This is a genomic window from Robertmurraya korlensis NBRC 107688, from assembly GCF_001591645.1.
Lineage (GTDB): Bacteria > Bacillota > Bacilli > Bacillales > Cytobacillaceae > Robertmurraya_A.
The window spans coordinates 354,094-378,606 of the sequence record NZ_BCVH01000001.1; the positions used below are offsets into that span (position 1 = coordinate 354,094).

The 24,513-nt window shown below is 37.6% G+C and carries 23 protein-coding genes; 17 read left to right on the forward strand and 6 right to left on the reverse strand.

Translation table 11 applies throughout. The features are described from left to right. Positions 1-64: 64 nt before the first annotated feature. The 7 genes from BKO01S_RS01770 (at position 65) to BKO01S_RS01800 (ending at position 9,564) form a co-directional block, all read left to right on the forward strand. A complete protein-coding gene (locus tag BKO01S_RS01770) occupies positions 65-1,060 on the forward strand; it encodes a zinc-dependent alcohol dehydrogenase (protein ID WP_066047851.1) in 996 nt (331 codons plus the stop codon). Further along, the gene (locus tag BKO01S_RS01775; protein WP_066047853.1) at positions 1,057-2,823 is read left to right on the forward strand and encodes a thiamine pyrophosphate-binding protein; all 1,767 of its coding nucleotides are present in this window, start codon (positions 1,057-1,059) and stop codon (positions 2,821-2,823) included. Before BKO01S_RS01770 ends, BKO01S_RS01775 begins: the two co-directional genes overlap by 4 nt. A gap of 74 nt (positions 2,824-2,897) precedes the next feature. Further along, a complete protein-coding gene (locus BKO01S_RS01780; protein WP_198158748.1) occupies positions 2,898-4,331 on the forward strand; it encodes an aldehyde dehydrogenase family protein in 1,434 nt (477 codons plus the stop codon). A 264-nt stretch (positions 4,332-4,595) separates the two neighbouring features. Beyond that, entirely contained in the window at positions 4,596-6,677 is a 2,082-nt protein-coding gene (locus tag BKO01S_RS01785; RefSeq protein WP_066047855.1) for an S-layer homology domain-containing protein, read from the forward strand. A 73-nt stretch (positions 6,678-6,750) separates the two neighbouring features. Continuing rightward, positions 6,751-8,520: a CE1 family esterase gene (locus tag BKO01S_RS01790; protein ID WP_066047857.1), complete on the forward strand. Its 1,770-nt coding sequence runs from the start codon at positions 6,751-6,753 to the stop codon at positions 8,518-8,520. A gap of 186 nt (positions 8,521-8,706) precedes the next feature. After that, complete coding sequence (locus BKO01S_RS01795; protein WP_066047859.1) at positions 8,707-8,946, forward strand: hypothetical protein; 240 nt, start codon at positions 8,707-8,709, stop codon at positions 8,944-8,946. A gap of 66 nt (positions 8,947-9,012) precedes the next feature. Next, entirely contained in the window at positions 9,013-9,564 is a 552-nt protein-coding gene (locus BKO01S_RS01800) for a shikimate kinase (RefSeq protein WP_066047861.1), read from the forward strand. 260 nt (positions 9,565-9,824) lie between these two features. Here the strand turns inward: BKO01S_RS01800 and BKO01S_RS01805 are convergent, their stop codons facing one another. Beyond that, complete coding sequence (locus BKO01S_RS01805; protein ID WP_066047863.1) at positions 9,825-10,976, reverse strand: NADH-dependent flavin oxidoreductase; 1,152 nt, start codon at positions 10,974-10,976, stop codon at positions 9,825-9,827. Positions 10,977-11,474: 498 nt separating this feature from the next. Between BKO01S_RS01805 and BKO01S_RS01810 the strand changes: the two genes are divergently transcribed. Next, complete coding sequence (locus BKO01S_RS01810) at positions 11,475-12,902, forward strand: dipeptidase (RefSeq protein ID WP_066047866.1); 1,428 nt, start codon at positions 11,475-11,477, stop codon at positions 12,900-12,902. Between the two features lie 200 nt (positions 12,903-13,102). Here the strand turns inward: BKO01S_RS01810 and tatC are convergent, their stop codons facing one another. From tatC to BKO01S_RS01825, 3 genes are all read right to left on the reverse strand, one after another. Beyond that, a complete protein-coding gene (gene tatC / locus BKO01S_RS01815) occupies positions 13,103-13,828 on the reverse strand; it encodes a twin-arginine translocase subunit TatC (protein ID WP_066047868.1) in 726 nt (241 codons plus the stop codon). A gap of 69 nt (positions 13,829-13,897) precedes the next feature. Next, entirely contained in the window at positions 13,898-14,125 is a 228-nt protein-coding gene (locus BKO01S_RS01820) for a twin-arginine translocase TatA/TatE family subunit (protein ID WP_066047870.1), read from the reverse strand. Between the two features lie 26 nt (positions 14,126-14,151). After that, positions 14,152-15,573, reverse strand: coding sequence for an alkaline phosphatase PhoX (locus BKO01S_RS01825; RefSeq protein ID WP_066047872.1), 1,422 nt, complete (start codon positions 15,571-15,573; stop codon positions 14,152-14,154). 489 nt (positions 15,574-16,062) lie between these two features. Here BKO01S_RS01825 and BKO01S_RS01830 point away from each other — a divergent pair, with 489 nt between their 5' ends. Then, on the forward strand, positions 16,063-16,278 hold the full coding sequence (locus BKO01S_RS01830) for a YozE family protein (RefSeq protein ID WP_066049486.1): 216 nt from the start codon (positions 16,063-16,065) through the stop codon (positions 16,276-16,278). A gap of 123 nt (positions 16,279-16,401) precedes the next feature. After that, positions 16,402-17,097: a germination protein YodN gene (gene yodN, locus BKO01S_RS01835; RefSeq protein ID WP_066047874.1), complete on the forward strand. Its 696-nt coding sequence runs from the start codon at positions 16,402-16,404 to the stop codon at positions 17,095-17,097. Here yodN and BKO01S_RS24545 read toward each other — a convergent pair whose 3' ends face one another. Continuing rightward, positions 17,098-17,262 (reverse strand): hypothetical protein, encoded by a 165-nt coding sequence (locus BKO01S_RS24545; protein ID WP_198158749.1) that lies wholly within the window; start codon positions 17,260-17,262, stop codon positions 17,098-17,100. It abuts the gene before it with no gap. A gap of 171 nt (positions 17,263-17,433) precedes the next feature. Here BKO01S_RS24545 and BKO01S_RS23755 point away from each other — a divergent pair, with 171 nt between their 5' ends. Further along, complete coding sequence (locus BKO01S_RS23755; protein ID WP_084361903.1) at positions 17,434-17,607, forward strand: YozD family protein; 174 nt, start codon at positions 17,434-17,436, stop codon at positions 17,605-17,607. Between the two features lie 63 nt (positions 17,608-17,670). Here the strand turns inward: BKO01S_RS23755 and BKO01S_RS01840 are convergent, their stop codons facing one another. After that, on the reverse strand, positions 17,671-18,804 hold the full coding sequence (locus BKO01S_RS01840) for a DUF2515 family protein (RefSeq protein WP_066047877.1): 1,134 nt from the start codon (positions 18,802-18,804) through the stop codon (positions 17,671-17,673). 278 nt (positions 18,805-19,082) lie between these two features. Between BKO01S_RS01840 and BKO01S_RS01850 the strand changes: the two genes are divergently transcribed. The 6 genes from BKO01S_RS01850 to BKO01S_RS01875 all read left to right on the forward strand — a co-directional run bounded on the left by BKO01S_RS01850 (position 19,083) and on the right by BKO01S_RS01875 (position 24,461). Beyond that, the gene (locus tag BKO01S_RS01850) at positions 19,083-19,883 is read left to right on the forward strand and encodes a serine/threonine protein kinase (RefSeq protein WP_066047881.1); all 801 of its coding nucleotides are present in this window, start codon (positions 19,083-19,085) and stop codon (positions 19,881-19,883) included. A 2-nt stretch (positions 19,884-19,885) separates the two neighbouring features. Beyond that, positions 19,886-20,656 carry a sporulation protein gene (locus BKO01S_RS01855; RefSeq protein WP_066047883.1) on the forward strand — a complete coding sequence of 257 codons (771 nt, stop codon included), beginning with the start codon at positions 19,886-19,888 and terminating at the stop codon, positions 20,654-20,656. Positions 20,657-20,781: 125 nt separating this feature from the next. Then, entirely contained in the window at positions 20,782-21,090 is a 309-nt protein-coding gene (locus tag BKO01S_RS01860) for a YodL domain-containing protein (RefSeq protein ID WP_066047885.1), read from the forward strand. A 107-nt stretch (positions 21,091-21,197) separates the two neighbouring features. Beyond that, on the forward strand, positions 21,198-21,899 hold the full coding sequence (gene deoD / locus BKO01S_RS01865) for a purine-nucleoside phosphorylase (protein ID WP_066047887.1): 702 nt from the start codon (positions 21,198-21,200) through the stop codon (positions 21,897-21,899). Positions 21,900-22,026: 127 nt separating this feature from the next. Then, the gene (locus BKO01S_RS01870; RefSeq protein WP_066047890.1) at positions 22,027-22,896 is read left to right on the forward strand and encodes a M15 family metallopeptidase; all 870 of its coding nucleotides are present in this window, start codon (positions 22,027-22,029) and stop codon (positions 22,894-22,896) included. Between the two features lie 80 nt (positions 22,897-22,976). Next, positions 22,977-24,461 (forward strand): lmo1851 family serine protease, encoded by a 1,485-nt coding sequence (locus tag BKO01S_RS01875; RefSeq protein ID WP_066047892.1) that lies wholly within the window; start codon positions 22,977-22,979, stop codon positions 24,459-24,461. Positions 24,462-24,513: the final 52 nt, after the last annotated feature.

The following is a 24,513-nucleotide window of genomic DNA, read 5'->3' on the forward strand; positions in this document are numbered from 1 at the left end:
AAGGTACTATTATGTTAACGCTTTCTTCATTTTAGATCGATCTAATAATTAGGTGGTGGTCATTATGTGGGGATTACATTTGAAAAACCCCGGGGAACTAGAACTAAAAGAATTTCCAGTTGAATCCCCTCTTAGAGAAAACGAAGTTAGAATTAAACTCATTTATGGCGGTATCTGTGGTTCTGATATTGGTGTTTATAAGGGAAAGATTGGCCACGCAAAGTACCCGGTTCGACCTGGTCACGAGTTAGTAGGGAGAGTTATTGAGGTCGGTGAAAAGGTCGAGCTTACCACAGGAACAAAGGTTGTAGTTACACCTAATACTTTTTGTGGAGAATGTGAGAATTGTCAAAGAGGCTATCGTAATATTTGTTCTTTCAAGGAATCTCTTGGAGTCAATGTGGATGGGATTTTTTCAGAAGAGATTACGATTTCATCAAAGTATGTTCTTCCAATTCCTGAGGAATTACAGGATGAAAAAGCAGTTTTAATTGAACCATTCGCTGTTATAACTCATGCTTTTGAAAAAGCTTTTATTACAAAGGGTACAACTGTAGGAATTATTGGTTGTGGAACGGAAGGAATGCTCGCAATCGCTTTAGCCAACTTTCTTGGAGCGAAGGTTACTGCGATAGATATTTACCAATCAAAGCTTGAAAAAGTAAAAGTTGCTTTTGGGGTTCATACGGTTTTAGCTCAAGAAGTGAAGGACGAAAAGTTTGATGTTGTAATTGAAGCAGCTGGGGTAAAACAGGCTGTAGAACAAGCGGTACGAGTGGTTAAACAAGGCGGATCTGTCATTTTAATAGGTCTAACTCCAGAAGCAACTTTGCCAATTGTTCAGATTGTAAGAAATGAAATTACGATTCATGGATCAATAATTTATAATTTTCCGGAGGATTTTTCTAAGTGTGTAAATTATTTACTTAATGATGATTTTGATGTAAAGCCAATTATTTCTAATATTTTCCCTCTTAAAGAGTTTAAAAAGGCATATATTTACGCCATCTCAGGCCAGTGCGGCAAAATATTATTAGATTTTAAAGGAGGCCATATATGAAACAGTTAATATCTTATCAATTGGTAAATTATCTTGAAGAAAGAGGCATTGAACATATTTTTGGACTTTGTGGTCACACAAATATAGCCGTACTTTCCGCTTTAGAAAATAGCAAAATTAAGTTTGTGAATGTTAGACATGAGCAAATCGCCGCACATATGGCTGATGGCTATGCAAGGGTAAAGAAAAAAGCAGCCGTTCTTTTAAGCCACTTAGGTCCAGGACTCACAAACGCGGCAACGGGAGTGGCGAATGCAGCTTTGGATTCAATACCAATGGTTGTTATTGCAGGCGATGTACCAACTCATTACTACGGTAAGCATCCACATCAAGAAGTTAATTTACATGGTGATGCAACTCAATATGAAATCTATCGTCCTTTTGTTAAAAGAGCATGGCGGGTCGATAGCGTACATCTCTTTCCTGAAATTTTAGAAAAAGCCTTTCAATTAGCTGAAAGTGGCAATCCAGGTCCAGTCTTAATCTCGGTACCAATGGACATTTTTTCAAAAGAATTAGAAACCTCTTACTTTGAAAAGCAAAAGCTGAATGCAAAGAATCTTCATAAGCCATCAATTGACAACGAAACAGCAAAGACAATTATACAAACGTTAGCAGAAGCAAAAAGCCCGATCTTTTATGTAGGTGGAGGGATCTTGTTAGCTGATGCAGCAGATCAGCTAAGAGAACTAGTAGATCGGTTGAATATGCCTGTTGCCCATTCCTTAATGGGGAAAGGTGCAGTTTCTGATGACCATCCATTAACTCTAGGTATGACAGGTTTTTGGGGAACTAAATTTATAAATGACAAATGCAAAGCCGCGGATTACGTCTTCGTATTAGGAACTCGCTTTGCCGAGGCAGATAGTAGTTCATGGGAACCGGAGTACACGTTCAACTTCCCCCCAACGAAATTAATACAAATAGACATTGATCCGAGCGAAATTGGACGGAACTACCCAGTAGAAATTGGTGTAGTCGCAGATCTAAAACAGGCCTTAACCGTATTAAATAAAGTAGCTGAAGATATGTTCCCATACGGTGTACAACGTGAATCTCTTGATTCATTAAAAGAAGAAATTGTGAAAAATCGGAACGAGTTCAAGGAAAGCAATCGAAAGTTTATTGAAGATGAATCATTCCCAATGATGCCACAACGAATTGTTGACGAAGTACGTCAAGTCCTCCCAAAAGATGCTCTTATTACGACGGATGTTGGGTGGAACAAAAATGGAGTAGGTCAGCAGTTTCCTATCTATGAGGCTGGGTCCATTCTGACTCCTGGAGGATTCGCCACGATGGGATTTGGAGCACCAGCAGCACTTGGTGCAAAGATTGCGGCACCAAATCGAATTGTTGTCTCACTAGTAGGTGACGGTGGATTTGGCCAAAACCCAGCTGTTTTAGCGACAGCAGCAGAGGAGAATATCCCGGTTGTTTGGGTCATTATGAATAATTTTGCATTTGGTACTATCGCAGGTCTGCAAAAAGCTCATTTTGGTACGACGTTAGGGACTGTTTTCAAAAAGGATGGAGAACCATATTCTCCAGATTATGCAGCAATTGCTAGAGCTTACGGGGTGGAAGGAATTAAGGTTCAGTCTGCAGGAGATTTCAAACCAGCGTTAGAAAAAGCAATCAAAGCAAATAAGCCAGTTGTTATTGATGTAGCTATGCTGAATAACCCAGTACCTACTGATGGACATTGGAACATCATGGATATCTATTCTCCTGGTAAAAGTGTACACCACGTTTCTGTCTAAGACTCAAGGATCAATAATGATTGCTTAAATAAGATCGATCTACTAATCTACCAAATTTGTAGGAGGTAATTTTATTGTCAACCAATGCAGTAAAAAAACCAGTGGAACTTACGGAAGAGCAACAAAAAGAGCTAGATCTCGCGTTCGAGAAAGCGAAAAAGGCAATGGACATAATTGAGTCGTATAGTCAGGAAAAGCTGGATCGCTTATGTCAGGCAGTCGCATGGGCAGTATCCAATAAAAAAACTTTTACTGAATTAGTTGATATGGGTATTGAGGAAAGTAAGCTAGGCGACCGTGTGAGTCGAATGGGAAAACGAATGAAAATTCGAGGGATTTTACGAGATGCCCTCCGACATAAAAGTGTTGGTGCTATTGAGGAAATACCGGAAAAAGGAATTGTTAAATATGCGAAGCCCGTAGGTATTATCGGTTCAATTGTGCCAACAACAAATCCTGATTTAACCCCAGCAGGTACGGCTATTTATGCCATTAAGGCACGAGATGCTGTTATCTTTTCACCGCATCCTCGTTCGAAAAAAACTACTTTTGAAACGGTTAGGCTCATGAGGGAAGCTCTTGAAAAGGAAGGAGCACCAGCTGATCTTCTTCAGTGTTTAACATTAGTTAATATACCAATGACAAAAGCACTCATGTCAAGGGCAGATCTAGTCCTTGCTACGGGTGGGAAAGATATGGTCAAAAGTGCGTATAGTTCAGGGACACCAGCTTACGGTGTAGGAGCTGGTAACTCAACGATGATCATTGATGATACAGCTGATGTGAAAGAAGCAGCACTAAACTCCATGCTTAGTAAAACATCAGACTATGGTTCAGGTTGTTCAGCAGATGGAAATTTAATTATAAGTGACAAAGTATATGAGGCGATGCTAGAAGAATTGGTGAAAGTGGGTGGCTATTTAGCTAATGATGACGAAAAAGCTAGCCTTCGTTCTGTTATGTGGGATGTAGAGGGACATCGCCTTCCTAACACGGTCGCTGTTGCTCCACAACAATTAGCTAAAGAAGCGGGCTTTTCGATTCCTGAAGATCGAAAATTCATCATTGTAAAAGGCGACCAAATCGGAAAAGAATACCCTTTTTCAGGGGAAAAGTTAACCACATTGTTAGCGGTGTATAAATATGAAGGTGAGTTTGAACATGCACTTGATATGATGAGAGCCATTTATGAAGTGGGAGGAAAAGGGCATTCATGTGGTATTTACTCGTTTAACGACGATCATATTCATCGCCTTGGGTTAGCGGCACCAGTGAGCAGGATTATGGTTCGCCAACCTCAGTCAAAAGCAAACGCTGGTTCGTTTACGAATGGTATGCCAATGACATCAAGTCTTGGTTGTGGAACGTGGGGAGGAAATATCATCTCAGAGAACGTGAACCTTAAGCATTATATGAACTATACATGGGTGTCGAAACCGATTCCAGAAGATAAACCTTCAGATGCGGAGTTATTTGGTGAATTTTTTGATCCAGAGTTAGAAAAATAAGATAGATAGATAAAGAGGCAGGCTCGGTAGAAACAATACATTGTGACTTTTGAGTAGCCTCTTTATTTTTATAATACCTCTGCTTGAAATATAAGGAGGTGATGATGAATGTAGAAAGTTTTGAAAGCGTAAACAAATGAACAAGATACAGAAATTATACTTAGCTATCCTATATACACCATCGCAAACATAACAAGGGGTTGCTAGGAAGTAACAGAGACGATTCAGTAATTACCTTAAAAGGTAAACATGAGGAGGAAGATGATGTCTAAACTTAGGAAACAATTTAAGATTTTCTTAGCCTTAATTATGGTCATCATGTTAGTTCCAAGCTCTCCCTTTGCATCTGCAGTGAGTGGAGACCATATAACAAAAGCAGAGTTTATCGGGAAAATTTCTAATTATTTCGCGTGGCCACACCCTAGTGATTATAACGACATTTGGAAAGCACCACTAAAACAGTTCAATGATGTAAAAACGACAGATCCATTTGGGAAGCAGATTGAGGCTGCTTATGAGGAAGGTCTTATTAGCGCGGACGCTTTAGGCAACTTCAATCCAGATAGTGAGATTTCTCGAGAAGATGCGGCTGTGATACTCGTAGATGCATTTAGAATAGCGGAGTCCGAACAACCTGCACCTTTTACAGACTATGAAATGATAAGTTCAGAGGCTAGAGGAAGTGTAAATGCCTTAGTAGAATTAGGTTACATGAATGGTAAAACAGCAAAACTATTTAAGCCAGATGAGCCTATTAAAAGATCTGAGGTAAATCAGATCTTTAACAAAATAATCAGTTCCATGGTAACACCTGTCCAAGCACTACCTAAACAAAACGCTGTTGCTCCAAGACGATACATTAAACTCTATACTCCTACACCTGGTGCTACTATCTACTACACTACGGACGGTTCAACTCCAACTACATCTAGTCAAGTCTATACAGTAGAATCTAAAGGTCACATTAACGAAGCATTGAGTAATAGTCAGTTACCTGAACGAACGGTCGTATATAAAGCCATTGCGGTTAAGGACGGAATGATCACAAGTCCAGTCCAGACTTTCACCTGGAAACTTTATCGTCCCGCTGTCGATGATTTCCAACATGTTCTTATCCAGGAGGGAACAGCCACAAGTCCTGCTGTATATCAACTCTATAATGATTCTGAGTCTGTTCGAGCTATGGCTTACTATATTGAAGGGCAAGAGAGTGGAATTATGTTCGACGCCTTGCAGACCCAGTTTGATGTGAAAAACCTAAAAGAATATATTGATAAAAACATAGCGACAAAGCCTTACTCCATGATCGTTTCCCATACTCATATGGATCATATTATGCAGATTCCTAACTTCTTAAAGGATCATCAGGTTTATATTAATGAGCGTGGCTGGGCAGATATTTCAAGGCAATTGGTTACTAATCCAGAGGATCAAGCAAAAATTAAGAACATTGACGAGGGGGATGTAATTGATATTGGTGGAAGTATTTTAAATGTATATGCCTTACCGGGCCATAGCAATAGCCTAATCATGCTCCAAGATAAAAAGAATGGTCTGTTATTTGCATCTGATATCTATGGGTGTACACGTGCCGGTTCAGCGGATAATGTAAACGTATCAGGTGTACGAGTGGATCTTCTACTTTCACTTGCTCAACAAACATATTCTAATTACCAGAAAGATGGTGGAAAGGCTACAACATTATTTACTGGTCACGATGAGACACCACTTGGTGATAACAATTTAAGATTGTTTGAGGCCGCTTTACAACAAGTAATCGACAAGGGGGAAGCAGGTACATCTCCAACGTTACGTGGAAATAATGATGCTCCCTATAGTCGTACAACAACCATCGGGGATATGTGGAGAGATGGAACAAATTGGATTTCCTTAAAGCTTGCGGGTATTATGGGTGACGATACAGAATATTTAACCTCTAACCCGATCAACTATAACGGAGATAGTGGGTATATGAAGTATTCTGTCCTCTCTAACATTGAATTTGAAGGTGCAGAACTTGTTGGGAAAACTGTACAATTTGCTCCAGATTCTCAACCATTCTCATGGGCTGGTGAAACCATTACGGTTAGTAACTCGTTACCAAATAAATTTGACCCATGGTCTTATAACTATACAGTTAAAGTGCCAGAGGCTAATGATGAAATAACCGTAATTCCTACAACCATGTCTACTAAAGTAAAGTCAATCAGAATTAATGGCAAAAAAGTAGATTATCGTTCAGCTAATAAGGTTTCTGTTGAAGAGGGATCCGTTATTAAAATTGACATAATAGCACCAGACAAAGTAACAACTAGTACCTATACGTTTACAGTAGAAAAATATTAAATAGATTCGTAGGAACCATAGAATACTAAATGCTAATGGTTCCTACGGGTAGTTAAATGAGGGAGTGAAGGTCATGAGTGGTAAAAAAATTATGTTCTTATTTATTGTTTCAATCATGCTACTCAGTATAGTTATGCCTGTTTCTGCTGGATCGATAAATAGTAAGAACGCTGAGCCGTTAAAACTACAGGCTACCTCCTTAGATGGAATGGAAAAACCAGCTATTGATATTACATTAGGTAACAAGTTGCCATTAAACGGGTATTTTACTCGGAATGTTACTGTAGGTGATGAGTCGCGTACGGTAAAAATCTATGTAGCCCCAGAAACGACTGTCCGAGATTACTTTACGGTCATAGCTGCTCCAGATGGTATGACGACAGAAGAGTTTCTTCACAAAAGCGGATGGTTGGATATTGCTGATGAGAAATCAGAAGGGTTATTTATACTAGAGCCTGGAGTGAATGGTTGGGGAAGTGTAGAAGAAGAACTTGCCTATATTAATGAAGCAGTAAAGGTACTAAAAGATACTAAGTATTATAATCCCTTTGGTGTCTTTTACTTAGCCGGATATGGAGACGGAGGAACAGCACTTCAAGCTTGGGCGATGCAAAATCCACTCTTTGTCATTAGCTCCGTTTTTGTAGAAACAGAAGATCTTGATTCAGAATTTATTCAGGAAACAGGAGATAAAACGTTTGCTGAAAATAAAGAGATTTCTTACTCTGAGGTACCGGTCCCAACTTGGTTCGTAAATGATAACCCAAGCTCTGTAGGAAACTTAGTCGAGTACTGGAAAGGTGCTAATGACACAGTTGCATCGGGAGAGAAAGGATCAACAGCGGGATTGATGGGAAGTACCGTTTATACACAAAAGGAAGATTCTGATAGGATTGTTACTTCCTACAGTGATATACGTTCCAAAGTGGCTGTTCTAGATCAAGGTGGAAACGGAGTATATAAGACGGGTTTCACTAAGAAAGTATATGATTTCCTTTCTTATTATACGCGCTATGACAACACAACCATTAATGGCAATGTACTAGGCGTAAGACCTGATTACGAAAAGATGGGTGTGGAAATAAAGGAAATGAATTTGGACGGATATACTCGTGAATATTTAGTATATGTTCCGAATTCAGCACCAGAGGAGAACATTCCAGTAGTTTTCGTACTTGCAGGAAACACGCAAACGGCTCGAGTATTTTTTGATGCCAGTCATTGGTGGGAGGTAGCAGACAAACACGGCTTTATGCTCGTAATGCCAAGTGAACAATACAATACTTCTACGGATGTGACTTGGAATGTAAACTACGCAACCAATAAACAGAATGATTTTGTCTTCCTTGAGGAAGTTGTTAAGCAAATTGACAAAGATTACAATATTGATCCAGGGAAACGCTATCTAACTGGTCAATCTCTCGGCTCTATGTTCACGAACTATGCGAGTGCCGTCATGCCCGAATACTTTGCTGCTTTTGGTTCAACTTCGGGTCCACTTTTAAGACCTGTTGAAGGGAAAAATGATAAAGTACCGTTTTATCTGCTCTTTGGTGAATATGACATTTGGAGTTGGGACCACACGGTACCGGGACCAACCAATACTACTGTACAATACTGGTTGGATCGTAACAATCTAGGCGAACTGGATAATGCCATGGTTACCACAAAGGATAGGTATACCACTTATACCTGGTATGATCAGAATGATAACCCAATGTACAAATATACTCAGACAAAGGATAGAGCCCATAATTTTATCGTGTCTGAAGTGTGGGAATTATGGGAAGAATGGTTTTCACATTGGAATTTGGACGAAGATGGGGTCCGTCACTATTATTAAAAACCCATAAAACTATGAAATATTATTCAGCCAAGCCTTTTGAGAGTTCCTGTCAAGTTTTGTCATAATAAAGAGTGGAATAGCACCTTCTTTTTACTATTTATGAAAGAAAGCCCTTAGAAAAAGATTTTTCTTTGGGCTTTCAAATGTTACTTTGGTGATAATTGTATGATGGGGGGAAACATCATGTCTTTTTACGATAAAATGTTTAGTACTTTGGGATTTAAAACTTTAAATGTATTACTGGGAGTTGATGATGAGACTTTAATTGAAGAAGAAAAGAAGCAATTAACTCACTTAATCCTATTAATGGCAAAGGATGCTGAATTAAAAGCTAAAGTTGATGAAGTGATTAATAGTGATTTGGATGACCAAAACAAGTTGGATAGCTTATTTTTGCTTGAAAAAAAGGCAAGAATCGATTAAATTTTAAGAATGATAAAAAAATTCAAAGAAATCAATGATTTCTGATAGAAAGAGTGCTTTATATATATGAATGGTAGGGAATCAATTAGAGAAAAAAATATAGTTATAATTGGATTCATGGGGGTTGGGAAGACAACAGTTGGAGAATTAGTTGCCAAGCGACTTTACCGCACTTTTATTGACATTGACAAGGTGATTGAAGAAAGATTTGAAGTTCCCATTGTTGAGGTTTTTAAACAGATCGGTGAACCAGCTTTTCGGAAAATAGAAAAAGAAATCATTATTGATTTTTGCACACAAAAACTAAAGGTTATTTCATTAGGTGGGGGTGCTTTCTTACAAGAAGAAATTCGTAAAATAGCATTAGATAACTGTATTGTTATCTTTCTGGATATTACATGGGAACTATGGAAAGAACGTCTAAACATAATTATTAATAGCAGACCGGTTTTGCAGGGACTGACTATGGAAGAAATTGAAGATTTATTCAACAAAAGACAGGGTATTTATACAAATCATCACTCCAGACTTGAAACTGATCATTTAAATGCAACAGAAATTGCTGATTATATTGTGAATTCATTGAAATTAGCCTATGAGCTTTATGATCCTAATTAGAATGCTTCTTTTATTTTGAAAGAAGCATTCTTTGTGTGCACTTATAATTGTTTTATAAAGGGTACAATCATAATTGTGTGAAAAAGGATCCTTATTATCCACGTAGGTTTGTTTACTAGGTTAGTAATAAGATTGGAGTTGTTTCAAACCCACTTCTTCGGATTAGTCCTTTTTGGAGGGATTCAGGGATCTCTGGCTTTGCATCTTTTTGTTAATAAAGCTAAAGAGCTCTTGATATGGTTCAAGAGCTCTTTAGAAGTTTACACACCAGGAAACCATCCAGGACTGTGAATAATAGCATTCCACAAAGGGTCAGGAATAACTAATTCTTTTTGCTTTTCTTTATTAACTTTATTAATTTTTGTTACAATCTCGTTTTCTCTATTTTCAGCGATTTTTTGTACCCAATCAGGATCAATGATTAGTTCCCTTGCTAATGCAAGAAGAGGGACTCCCGTCGCAAACGCTTTACGTGCATCTTCTGCTGTGTAAATGGAACCTACTCCAATTAAAGGAACCCGATTTTTAATTGTTTCAAGTAAATACTCAATTCTGCTTTTAGATAGGTCTTGAACTCCTCTATGTGGTGTAGAAAAGAAATCCATTAGTGATACATGAAGATAATCCAAACCTTTCCCCGCTAATGAATCCACTAAGGTGAGAGTATCTGACATTGTAATACCTGGAGTTTCAGGCTCTTCAGGGGAAAAACGGTAGCCCACTAAAAAGGAACCATCGGCATGCTCACTCACGACACGTTTTACTTCATCCACAACTTCCAAAGGAAAAGTCATTCTATTTTCTAAGCTTCCACCAAATCGGTCTTCCCTTCGATTGGAGTGAGGTGAAAAGAACTGTTGTATTAAATAACCGTTTGCCCCATGAATTTCTACCCCATCAAATCCCGCTGCAATGGCACGACGAGTAGTTTCCCCAAACGCTTTAATCATCTCTTCTACTTCCATTTCAGATAATGGGCGTGGCTTAATATCAGGCTCTTCTGTCGAATTACCTCCTCTTTCTGCTGGGATATCACTCGCACTCACGATTACCCCATTTGGTACAAGCTCAGGAGGACACATTCTTCCACCATGGAAAATTTGAAGAATGGCTTTTGCGCCCTGTTCCTTAATCGCACTCGCAACTCGCTGCAAGCTTGGAATGAATTCATCACGATCTCCACCAAATTCTCCGTGAAATCCTTTCCCATTTGCGGTTACATATGTACATGCTGTGATAACCATACTTACCCCTTTTGAACGTCTAGCGTAATAAGAAACCTCGGCGTCGGTTACGGTGCCATCGGGATTCGAAGAGAAATTAGTCATGGGAGCCATCACAATACGGTTCTTAATTTCTACTCCATTAGCAAAACGAAAGGGAGATAATAGGTCTTCATTTTTTACGGTCATTACGAATTCCTCCTTAATTAGTGTAGAAACGGAGTATTAAACCCCATTTATACACATTTATACTTACCTATCTATGTAATATTATGTTATTTGGAAAAAAAGTGAAAAGGATTTGCATTGGATGTATAAATGGATTTGACACCAAAATAAAACGGGAAGCTCGAGGAAGGCTTGGAGGAACCGGTGGCAAAAAACTTCTAGAAATCAACGTAGCCTGAACGTCTATGTAAATTTCTTAGTTCTGGATATAAGGTCGGAAGGGTGGATAAAAAAAGGTCTTATGTCCTGAATCAATAGATATTTCTTTGTTAACTAATTTAACATAAAAATGAGCAAACTCAGAGACTATTTTACTGAAAATTCCAATAATGGTTGACTTTACAATTATTTCTTAATTAAACTATTCTAGTAAAGATCTTTACTAGAACTGAAAAGCTATGAAAATATAATTATTTAAGTTGGGTAAGGTTGTTTTGAAATGAATCTTAGGAGGTCTGTATGAAAAAAATCTTTAGTATTTTAACGGTTCTACTTATTGGTTTATCTGGCAGCGCTACTCCACAGAGCAATTTGGCATCAGCTAAAGAGGTTAATGCGATGGATCTGCACTTTGGTACAACGGTCGTTGATAGCCATAATGATACGATGATGAAAGTTGTTGATCCAATAACATGGTTGCCAAGTACTGATATTAGAAGTAATACTAATTTTCAAATTGATATCCCTAAACTAGAAGCCGGCGGGTTAAATGTACCGTTTTTTGCTGCTTATACATCCGGTTATTATGGCAATAATCCACGTAGTAATAGTAGAACACTTGCGTTAATTAATGCTCTATATTGGACGGAGGAAAGAAACTCTGATGTTCTTACAATTACTACTTCTTATAAGGAGATACAACAAGCTGTCAAAGATGGAAAGATTGCTGCTGTCCCTACAGTTGAAGGGGCGTATTCCTTAGAAGAACATAATGCAATTGGTTTGTTGCACCAATATTATGACCTAGGTATTAGAGCCCTTGGTTTTACTTGGAATTATTCAAATGCGTTAGGGGAAGGTGCAAACGAGGTATATGGTGATGCCGATCGAACTCCATCAGAAGGTGGTTTAACTGAATTAGGAAAGCAAGTGGCCCTAGAAATGAATAAACTTGGAATGTTGATAGATGTATCACATATGTCAGAGGATACATTCTGGGAGGTTATTAATATTTCTAAAGCACCAATTATGGCTACTCACTCTGGTGCCTCTTCAATAAGAAATCATCAGAGGAATCTAACAGATGATCAACTTAGGGCAATAGCTTCAAATGGTGGGGTCGTAGGGGTAGTTTTCTACCCTCAATTCTTAACAGATCGCTATCCAAATGAACCAGCACTTTTGGATGATTATATAGACCATATTGATCATATTGTGAATTTAATTGGGATTGACCATGTTGCACTAGGCTCTGACTTTGATGGCGGACCATTGCCTGCAGATTTAAAAGACTCCTCAGAGTTATATAAAGTCACGGAAGAATTAATAAGAAGAGGCTATAAAGAAAAGGAAATTAAAAAGCTCCTTGGAGAAAATACATTACGCCTTATGAAAGATGTAGAACAAGCGGCAGAACATTCCCCAAGCAGTGTAGGTCAAGGACTTACGATTACACCTGATTTAAAGATGGGGGAAACTGTACCTAATAACACACCTCTCCTTACCGCTAAAATTAATTGGGATAAAGGGTCTGTTATAGAGGAAAATAGTCTACAAGTGTTAATCGATGGAATTCCATACAAACCTGAATTTAACAAAGAAACTTCCACAGTGTCTCTTCAGGTAAAAGAACCATTAAAAGAAAAGTTCCACGTGGTCACATTTGAAGCAACAAACAAAGCAGGTAAGATTGAAAAAGAGACACGAATTTTCTATATTAATCAGTAATAAACGTTTAGTCCAAATAGATTAAGATAGTACCTCTTAACTCATCTTTTAAGCAGTTATCTTTAAATAGATAATGCTCTTTAATGAATGATTAGAGGTACTTTTTTGTGATTTGAGAAAAAGCAAGCGATAACAAGATAAAACTAGAATAATACTAAGCTCGGGGTTTGGCTTATTAAGTTTTCTGTTTTTCACTCTTCCTATGCGACAGAAGCCTCGGCAGAAACACGTTTTTTATAAACGATTTTGCTAAGAGAAATACTTAATTCATACAGAATGAATAAAGGAATGATGACTAAAACATCTGAAATCAGGTCAGGTGGTGTAATTAATACAGAAACGATAACGAGCAAAAAATAAGCAATCTTTCTTCCTTTTACAAGCTTTTCTGGACTTACAATTCCAAGTCTGGTAAGGAACATTACAACTGCAGGCATTTCAAATAAAAATCCAAATGGGAGTGTTAAGTGAAGCATGAATTGGAAATACTTTTCTGCTGTGAAGAATGTTTCAAATTGATCTCCAGCTATCTCTAATAAAAAGGAGAGAACTAATGGGAAAAGAACAAAATAACCAAATGATATACCTAAAACAAATAGAATGAATAAACCTGGAATAAACATTATAGTTGCTCGTTGTTCTTCAACTGATAATGCTGGTTTTATGAACTTCCAAATTTGGTAGGCAGCTACAGGAATAGTGATAGCAACGGCAAAGACACTCGCGATGACCATATAAACCCATAGGATATCCCCTGGTCCAAGTAAAGCTAATTTTCCTTCTAAACCCCTTACTAAAAATAGATAAAGATCTCCAACAAATAGTAGAGACACAATTAGAGATAATATAAAAATAAGTAACGTAATAATAATTCGTTTACGTAATTCTGCTAAATGGTCAGTGAGTTGCATTACTTCTTTTTCCATTAAGGAACATCCTTTCGTTAGAAAAAATAGATGCAAGTAGGAAAAGGCCTACCTACATCTATCTATCAGTTAGCTTCCAGTTTTCTGATTAGTATGTTCAATTGCATGGAGGGGAGTTTTTTCTTCCGTTTTTGGTTTACTGTCGTCACCATTTACTAATTCACGGGTTGCTTTCTTAAATTCCTTTAAGGTTGTTCCGAAGGCTCGGCCAATTTCAGGTAGCTTAGAAGGACCGAAAATGATAAGTGCCAGGACTAATAATAGAATTAATCCAGGTATTCCAATGTTTTGAAGCATGATTGAACCTCCTTATGATGTGAATGTTATAAGTTTATTCCGTGGCGCTCAAATGCTGCCGCTTCTAGAATGGACATACCTTGCTCCTTAGCAGCCTTAGCCACTTTTTCCGAAACTTGCGGTGCAAGATTTGCTGGAGCAGCAAATGACATCTCCCTTGCGCGCGCAGAGTTTCTGCGTTGGAACGGTCCCCAAATGGCAAAAGTTTTTCCAGGACTTTGAATATTAACAAAAAGTGTGTTTCCATCTGGTGAGAAGATTGGGCCACACAGTTCAGAGCCACTTAGGCGATTAGCGGCAAAAGGATAAACTTGCCCTTCTGGAGTAATTCCCATAATGCGGTCTTGGCCAGAACCATCTTCTGCATACCAAAGATCGCCCCATGGAGTACAGCAAATATTATCCGGATATTCCATGTGCTTTGCGTCATTACCCTCATAGAAAAGCTCTAATGTATTAGTATGAGGAACATAACGATACACACGTCCAAGTTTCTTGTCACCAGCTGAGGTATCATCGAACCAGAAAACACCCTCTTGGAAGAAAGCTCCTTCTAGTCTGTTAAATCGAATGCAGTTATGTTTCTTAGCGTCCTCTACACAATAATGCGGATCTAGTTCCTTCCAAACAATTTTAAATGTTTGCCCAGTTTTAAAGGTGCTTGCTGATGGATCAGTTACTGCTTCAATTGCGGCTGCGAAAAGCTTACCGCCTTTTTGTAACGAACCGGGCTTTTGGCTCAAGTCATTTGGAATAAAACGGTATAAGAAGCTTGGGTTAGCATCTTCGGTTAAGTATACATATCCAGTTGAAGGATCTATGGCACAAGCCTCGTGAGAGAAGCGCCCCATTTCCTTGATTGGAGTTTTAGATAATTCATTTTCTGGTTGCTGTGGATCTACCTCAAATACATATCCGTGAGTTTCGGAACGTGTTTCTTCACAAGTTAACCAAGTACCCCAAGGAGTCGCACCTCCTGCACAATTCCGGATGGTTCCTGAAGAGGTAACATATTCTTTTCTCACTTCACGATTCGGTCCTACAACTAGAGCTGTTGTACCACCTTTAGCGCCAGCATCGTATGGATTCTTTCCGAATGCTGGGCCGCCACTTAATTCATGATTACGAACAAGTACGGTTGTATTGTTGGGGCCTTCAAATGCCGCCATTCCATCAAAAGCTCCAGGTATCGGAGTTCCGTCTGTCATTAGGTCGCCTTCTTTGGAGATGATTTTGTAATGGAAGCCTTCCGGAAGATCAAGAATTCCATTTGGATCAGGAACTAGTGGACCATAGCCACCAAAGCCACTAGTTGGATTATCTGCTTTACCAGCCGCTAAAGCTTGTCCATCTAAAGATAAAACACCTGTTGTACCTAAGGTCAAGGCAAGTGTACTCATTCCACCAACCTTTAAAAAGTCTCTTCTGTTCAAACCGTTCTTTTCCATTTGTTTGCCTCCGTAGCATTTAATAGTTTAGTAGAGATGTGAAAAAATAAAGTAAATCTATTTACTAAGTTAAAAAAAGAAGATTAATTAAGGATTAAAACACTATTAATAAAGTGTAAAATATTAAAAATAGATATAAAGTTTTACTTTTGTGGGAATATTAGGAAGTGGTTTGTCAAATGAGAGGTTTTATTGTACGGATGAAAATAAAATCAGGATGAAGTTATGTAAAAATCCCCAAAAGATAGGTATTAGATAAGGGTAAGGAGAGTGGACGAAATATATTTTTCGTAAAATTCTATTAACTTAAAGTAAATCTTATTTGAAGTCTATTAACTTATCTTCGTATTAGGTTCACAAAAGGGACTGGGGTATAACTGAGTGGAATTACTTTGACTTTACTAGTTACCCTTGTAAAATACTTGCCTTTTCCAAAATACCTATAGTAAGGTAACAGGGAAACCATTTGTGAAAGGCGTGTCTGAATACTTGAGAAAATCATTTTATCATTTTTTAATGAAATACAGGCATCCAGCACCAAAGGATGCCATTAGTCGATTTGCCAATGATGCCTATGTAGATCATAGCTTTCCAAAGACATCGACTGTTTACAGTGAGTTATCCTCCTATTTGGAGTTAAATGGCCATTACTTAGAAAGCATGGCTATTTTCGATGATGCATGGGACTTATATATAAACGACTAGGTCATATACACAAATAGAGTAAAAACAATTGACACGTCTCTTCCATGAAGAGACGTTTTTTTATTGCCTGCATATACTATTGTAATCAAAACTTTAGACAAACATTTGAGGTGAACCATTGACATGAGTGAACGAAAACAACCAAAGTATAAAATCGGTGATACTGTCGTGGTCACTATGTATGGTACGGTTGGCAAAGTAACGAATTTGAAGTGGCTTGATGGAATGTATGTATATGAGATAAATAAGAGTGAAGGATTATACATGGAGTCAAGTCTCCAAATGCTTTCCGATTATGAGGGTGATCCGATTGAAAGAGAAGAAATCGATATAGAGTATAAGTATTTTATTGGTGATCTTGTCCAGGTGAAAGGTTACGGGGCAGATTTGTTCAAAGTAGTTGGTTTCCGAACAGAAATATGGCGGTATAAGGAGGATGCCTGGGAGGATGTAATTTATGAACTCTCACGTATCAGTGATGGGGAATGGCTAGAAGTAAATGAAGATGAGTTAACACTAATTGCCGATGCAGATAGTGCCGATACTTTTATAAAAAAGCTGGGACTACTGTATTCACTAGATAAAAAGAAAAAGACTCTAAAACTGCCTGAACTGAAAAATGTTTATAGGAAAGCTGAAAAAGAAATTCTGAACGAAAAAAAACTAACGAGTGAAATGATTGATGCTTTGTTAGATTTGTATAATGATTATCGTATTTTATATGAGATGTTTCATGATGAAGACTACATTAAAGTCATGAAGCTAGTATTAAAAAAACTCCAGCAATTAAAAACGAACGATGGGAAGAGCAATGTATAGTCACTTTATATAATGAAAGATGAAATAAATAAAAAGTGGAATTCCTGTCCAAAGTGCTCCTTGAAAAAAGAAGGATGTAATCTTCTCGAACGAAATCATTAGTACACTTTCTTCACTATTAATATCCTCACTAAATGACTGAAACAACTTTGAAATGGTTGTCATACGAACTCCTCCTATAAAGCTTTGTTTGTAGTCTATCTTTATGCTTGTCCAACTAAAAACATTCCAAACATTCAAAAAGAAAATTTAAACGTAGGTGTACTGTATTTTTTAGGGAAGTAGCATGAAAAGACTTTAAGCATCATACATTTTGAACAAAAGGGGGGCGAGGCAATGAAGGAGATTGAGGTATTCATCGACACAGATGAAATAGCAGAGTTTTTCTTTCAAGAGCTGATGAAGAGGGGCTATGTTCCCTCAGAAGGCGAAGTGGAAGAACTCGCTGATATTACTTTCGAATACTTAATCGAAAAATGCATTATAGATGAAGAAATCGAAGATGAATAGCTTAAGAAAATCATTGTAAAAACCCCAATAGAAAGGACGAAGCAAATCGGCTTCGTCCTTTCATTATGTTTCGGAAAAGTTGTCTAGGGCAGAATATAAAAGATAATGACGCAGAGCAACAAAGGTTAAATCATAGTCTGTCACCTTAGGAAGTTCATCGAAAAATGATAGAACATCCATATCTTCCGGATGAAACCAGTCCTCTTTATTTGTATAGGAATGCTTAACATCTTCCCAAACACTTTCCAGTACTGGGCTAAAAAGCTTCTCATCGGCATTTTCCATCTTTGAAAATAAGAAATCCCAGTAATCGCTTCTTGAGCCTGTATGTGGTTGGCTGTCAGCAAACTTAGTAGTTTCTGATAGATATCGACCTTCGAATAAAATTTGATAAAGCTCCTTCCCTAGCTCTACCCGCTTTTTCACCTTTTCAAATTCCTTTACCGTCTTTCCACTTAAGCGATACCTGTAATTCTTTGACACTTTGAATGGAATAAAGATGGTTGTAAATCCAAGATTCTCTTGTAGCTTGTATGGGAGCTCATGCAGCAAGGATGCTGAATGATACATTCCCTTGATGATACGTTCCTCTAACATAAATTGTTCATTAATAATCATGGCAACGGTAATCCCCTTTGAATTATTGTTTGAATAAAATTCATTCCAAAAGGGTTTCATAAATGCTGATACATGAAAGGCCGGCAGAAGATGGAACAACGGTTTTCCAGTTCTCTTGCTATGTTCATAGAGAAGCAATTGCGGATAGGCATCTTGAAAGATATAGGCATTAGATCGTTCAAGGAATAAAAAATAACGATTTTTTTGAGGCTCAGACAGGAATTCCTTCAAAAAAGAGCTCTTTAAGTCGGTCATGTAATATCCACCATTACGAGATACGATATGAGCGAGAAACGACCAGTGAATCTCTTTATTTCTAGTGAAAAACTCATAATATGCTTTGGTTCTTGTAATATTGTTTTTGTTGTTTACATTTGTTTCCTTTGTAATAAGTGCAACGATTTCCTTTTCTCTTTGATCCGTAAATAATAAAGGGGAAAGGGAAGTCTTTTCTAATTGTTCGAAAATCCTTGTTTTTTCCTTTAAACTATATATCTCTTTACGTTTAATCGATGGAAGCATCCAATTGGAAAACTTCTCCTGAAGAAGTTCCAATATAGGTACAGAAGAAAAATTCATTTTTAGCCACCTTTCTATGAAACCTTCCATCGGAAGCAACGTATATATCTATATCAACCATTAGGAGGATTAGGTAATGTTAAAAAAAATCCTAAAGTCTATATTAGGAAGTTCTCACCATCGGAAGTATAGTTCTAGTGATCATTACAAACGTCGAAATCTGCATAAACATAGTCATTACGGTCATGGACATTACAAAAGAAAACATAAAAGTAGCTTTTTTAGCTCGAAAAGCTTTTTTAGCAGTTAGTATCATATATGAAAAAAGGTTGTAAAACATGATGCTTTTTAAACCTGTCATCTTGGCCTTCTCTTCACTTATTGATAAAGAATTACCTAAGGGAGAGAAAATCAATAATCGTTACGTGATCGAAGAGTTTCTAGGAATGGGCAGCTATGGCTATAGTTATCTCGTTTATGATTCCTTCTTAGGAAGGAAGGTTGTCTTAAAGATGGTTCGGTTTCACAAAAGGATTACAAAAAAGGGAATTCGTGTTCATCAGTATGAGATTGAGATATTGAAAAGCTTACAACATCCATCCTTTCCTGCCATTTTTGATGAAGGAATGTGGGGAACGGTTCCCTTTTTTACCATGGAATATGTTCATGGAAAAACATTTGAACAACTAATCTTTATAGAGGGACAAAGGTTTACCGAAGAAGAGGCATTGGCGTATGGGTTAAAGCTTCTTGAACGAATGGAGTACCTGCATAATAAAGGAATTGTCCATAGAGACTTAAGAATCCCCAATATCATGCTTGAAGACAATGACGTAAGGGTAATAGACTTTGGATTGGCAAAGTGGTTATCTGATACGGATAATAAAAAAAGAGAACTGAAAAGTGAGATTTCTCCCCAATCTGATTATTTTCAGTTAGGGCACTTTCTCCTGTTTTTGCTTTATTCCAATTATGAGACGAACGGTATGGAAAAGGAACGCCCTTGGGATGAAGAGTTGTCACTGTCATTAAAGACGAATAAGTTGATTAAAAGATTACTTCAAATAGATAAACCTTTTGAAACGATTAATGAACTAAAGCAATGTTATTTAGAAGCTTGTATAAAAAGGGAGGAATAAATATGTCACTATTCAATAAAGTGTTTGCAAGTATTGGGATTGGTTCGGCAACGGTAGATACCAAGCTTGAAAAAGATGTGTTCGTACCAGGAGAGGAAATAAGAGGAATTGTACAGATTAAGGGTGGAAAGCTAGAACAGCAAATTGATGAGATTTATCTGAATCTACATACCAATTATTTAAGAGAGTCAGATGATAAAAAGCATGTTGTGAAAGGGGATATTGAGAGATTTCGTTTGATTCAAGCATTAACGATTGGTTCAAATGAGACAAAAGAAATTCCGTTTGTTATCAGGGTGCCTTTTGATACACCTATCAGCATTGGTCGCACAAAAGTATGGGTTGAAACAGGCTTAGATATTAAAAATGCTGTTGACCCTTCAGACAAGGATTATATTAATGTAGTCCCTAATGGTTTAATGAAAGGTGTATTAGACAAGATCGCAGAACTAGGGTTTCGCTTGAGAGAGGCCGATTGTGAGGAAGTGCCGTACCGCAAAAGAAGAAGATTACCATTTGCCCAGGAATTTGAGTTCGTTGCAACTTCTGGACCTTTCCGAGGAAAACTAGACGAGCTAGAAGTGATATTCTTTCCGCAATCTGATGAGCAAATGGATATTGCTTTGCAGATAGATAGGAAAGCAAGAGGATTAGGTGGTTTCTTAGCGGAGGCTCTTGAAATGGATGAAACGAATATTCAGTTAAGTGTTAATGTTAGCGATCTGCCCCTTTTAAAATCAAAGCTTGAATCCATTATTAAGCAATATTCCTAATCGTTCATACAACACTTTTTTTGTCAAAAGGGGTATCTCGACAAAAAAAGTGTTTTTTTGATGAAGGATTCGACAGTGTCAAAGTCTAATCAAAGAGGGAGTGGAAAAAAAGGGGGGGCTTGAGGTTGTTAAAGGAACGGACCAGGCTTTTAAAAAAAACGTATGAAGTAATGATCTTTCAAACACCCAAATTCAGGCAGTCAAAAGGGTATAAACAAGTGTATCGTATGACTTTATCGGGAAGTTCACATCAGCATATTTTAGAAAATGTGTTTCGCATATTTAATGTAAAAGATAGTATTCCAAATGATTATCAAGGTCGATATATGGGAACAGGGGATATTATTTATATTGATGAGGGGAGACAAGGGACGACTTACTATCAACTTCAGCCGGGTGGTTGGAAGAAAATAAGTCGAATTCATGTGCTTTAACTAGTCTGTGGAGACACTCTCCACAGTTTTTTTATTTTACATGAAAGTATGATATAGTTTATTTGGTGAATATTATATCTGCAAACTAAAACGGGAGTGAAAACCTAATGAGTGTACATATTGGTGCAAAAGAAAATGAAATAGCTGAAACAGTACTTCTACCAGGAGACCCTTTACGGGCAAAATATATCGCAGAAACCTTTTTAGAAGGTGCGACTTGTTATAATGAAGTAAGAGGAATGTTAGGATTTACAGGTACATATAAAGGAAAGAGAGTATCTGTACAAGGAACAGGAATGGGAGTTCCCTCTATCTCTATTTACATAAATGAACTAATGAATAGTTATAATGTTCAAAACCTGATTCGAGTGGGAACTTGTGGAGCGATTCAAAAGGATGTTAAGGTAAGAGACGTTATTTTAGCAATGAGTGCGTCAACAGACTCTCAAATGAATCGACTCACTTTTGGTGGAGTTGATTATGCTCCTACTGCGAACTTTGATTTACTAAAGCGCGCATATGATGTAGGTTTAGTAAAAGGATTAAATTTAAAGGTAGGTAATGTCTTTACTGCGGACATGTTCTATAACGATAATAGCGAATTAGAAAAGTGGGCAAAATACCAAATTCTAGCTATTGAAATGGAAACAGCTGCGCTATATACATTGGCTGCAAAATTTGATCGCAAAGCCTTATCAGTCCTAACAGTAAGTGACCATATCCTTACTGGGGAAGAAACGACATCAGAAGAAAGACAAACGACTTTTAATGACATGATTGTCGTTGCATTAGATGCAGCCATTCAATAATTAGGAAGCAGCTTCTAACTATAGAAGCTGCTTTTTCTATTTCTGTTTTAATCAAAAATGATGCTGCATTTTTTTATTGATGATAAAATAGAAATATTGTATTAGAAAAAGAAGATAGGTGGAAATAATGCGTAAATATTTATTATCTATGGCAGGGATTACCCTTTTATTGTCCGGGTGCGATTTTAGCAAAATCCCATATGTAACTAATAATCAGAAGGAAGAAACATCTCAGACGGACGAACAGAAGGATAACGAACCTATCGTTGACGGGGAAAACAATGGACAAACGGATTCTGCACAAGGAGATGCGGGAGAATCAGCTGAAGATCCGCAAAGCATTCCTGAAGGTCCTACTTTAGAGTCCATTTATTTTAACGCTGTAAAAGAAGTTGATGGAAAACAAGTGATTCAAAATCCATTAAACGTACTTGCTCTTGTAAATAAAATGTTTGCTTTACCTGACAGTTATAATCCGGCTGATCTTGTAAAGCCGAATGTTTCCTTTTCCTTTGGAGACCAAACAATTGAAAAAAGTTTACTAAGGAAGGAAGCAGCATTAGCACTCGAAAAAATGTTTACAGAAGCAAAGGCTAGTGGAATAGAACTTTATGCTGTTTCAGGATATCGCTCCTATGAAAGACAACGAATATTATTTGACGCTGAAGTAAAAAAGAGTGGAGAAGAGAAGGCAGCCCAAGTGGTTGCACTACCTGGAAATAGTGAGCACCAAAGTGGACTTGCAATGGATATTTCATCGAAAAGTGCAAACTTAAGTTTAACGGAAAGCTTCGGTGAGACAAATGAAGGGAAATGGTTGGCTGCGAACGCCCATAAGTATGGATTTATCCTCCGATACCCTAAAGGAAAGGAAACAATAACGGGATATCAATACGAGCCTTGGCATTTTCGATATGTAGGGGTGAACGCTGCACAAACCATTTTTGAGAAAAACATTACTCTCGAAGAGTACTTTGATATCGTTGAAAAAATTTAGTCAATGGCATAAGAATATCAAAATCTTTGTTAAAACAAATGCAAAGATGTTATTCTAAACAGTAGGAACAAGCCTATGGAATGAAAGTGGTGAAGCATTTGGAAAATGAACAACGACCTGAGGAACAACAAACGGCTTCTAGTAAATCAGCCTATATACACATAAAGAAATTTCATTTCGTTATGTTATTGTTTTTAGTGGTATTTTTAGCTGCTGGTATTACTACATTTGCATTAGCATTTGGTGATGAAAAAGTGGTTACTGCTGGAACAGAGAGAAAAGAATTCGAAAAGCTCTATAATGCTTTCGACACCATCCAAGATAATTACTATAAAAAGATCGATGAAAATAAGCTAGTAAATGGGGCCATTGATGGTATGCTCCAAGCGCTGGATGATCCGTATTCAGACTATATGAATGAGGAAGAAGCAGCCAACTTTCATGAGAGTATTTCCTCCTCATTTGAAGGGATTGGCGCCGAAATTCAGGAAAAGGATGGCTATATCCTAATTGTATCTCCTTTAAAAGGGTCGCCTGCCGAAAAAGCGGGTCTTAAGCCAAATGATAAGGTGCTATCAGTAGATGGGAAAAACATTCAGGGAATGAGTTCTACTGAGGCAGTATTACTTATCCGAGGTAAAAAGGGTACTACGGTCAAGCTAGTCGTACAACGTCCGGGTGTTACAGAACCTCTGAATTTTTCAATTGTAAGGGATACAATCCCTATTGAAACAGTATACGGAGACATGGTGACTGACACGATAGCGAAAGTTCAAATAACGACCTTTTCGGAGAATACATCAACTGAGTTAATTACCACTTTAAATGACCTACAATCTAAAGGAATGAAAGCTCTTATTCTGGACTTGAGGCAGAACCCAGGGGGACTTTTAAATCAAGCAGTGAATATTTCTAGCTTGTTTGTTCCCGAAGGAAAAGTACTATTCAAGGTTGAGGACAGGGATGGCAATATCGAGGAAATCAAGTCAGAGCAAAAGGAAAATCCAGATATACCATTGGTCGTTCTAATTGATAAGGGAAGCGCATCTGCTTCAGAAATATTAGCAGGTGCAGTAAGTGAGTCGGCAAATGTTCCATTGGTTGGCGAAAAATCGTTTGGAAAAGGAACCGTACAAAGGGCGCAAGATTTCTCTGATGGTTCGAATATGAAGTACACGACAGAAAAATGGTTAACTCCAGAAGGAAACTGGATTCATGAAAAGGGGATTGTCCCTGACTATGAAGTGGCTCTGCCAGAATATGCAAATATCTCCTTTGTTGATCCTGAGCAGGAATTAAAGCTGTCTGTAGCTTCTACCCAGGTAAAGGCCGCCCAGCAAATGCTAAAAGCGCTTGGATTTGATCCAGGAAGAGAAGACGGTTACTTTGATGAAGCAACCCAAAAAGCGGTCATTGAATTTCAACAACAGAATAATATTGAGACAACAGGTATTCTTAAAGGCGAGTCTACCATATTATTAATGGAGAATTTAAGAAAACTTATTAATGACAATGATCCGCAGGTTCAAAAAGCAGTTGAGCTTCTTCAACAAGAGGTTAAGTAATAAAAAGCTTTCCCATTATTCGGGAAAGCTTTTTTATGTAAAAATGTACAAA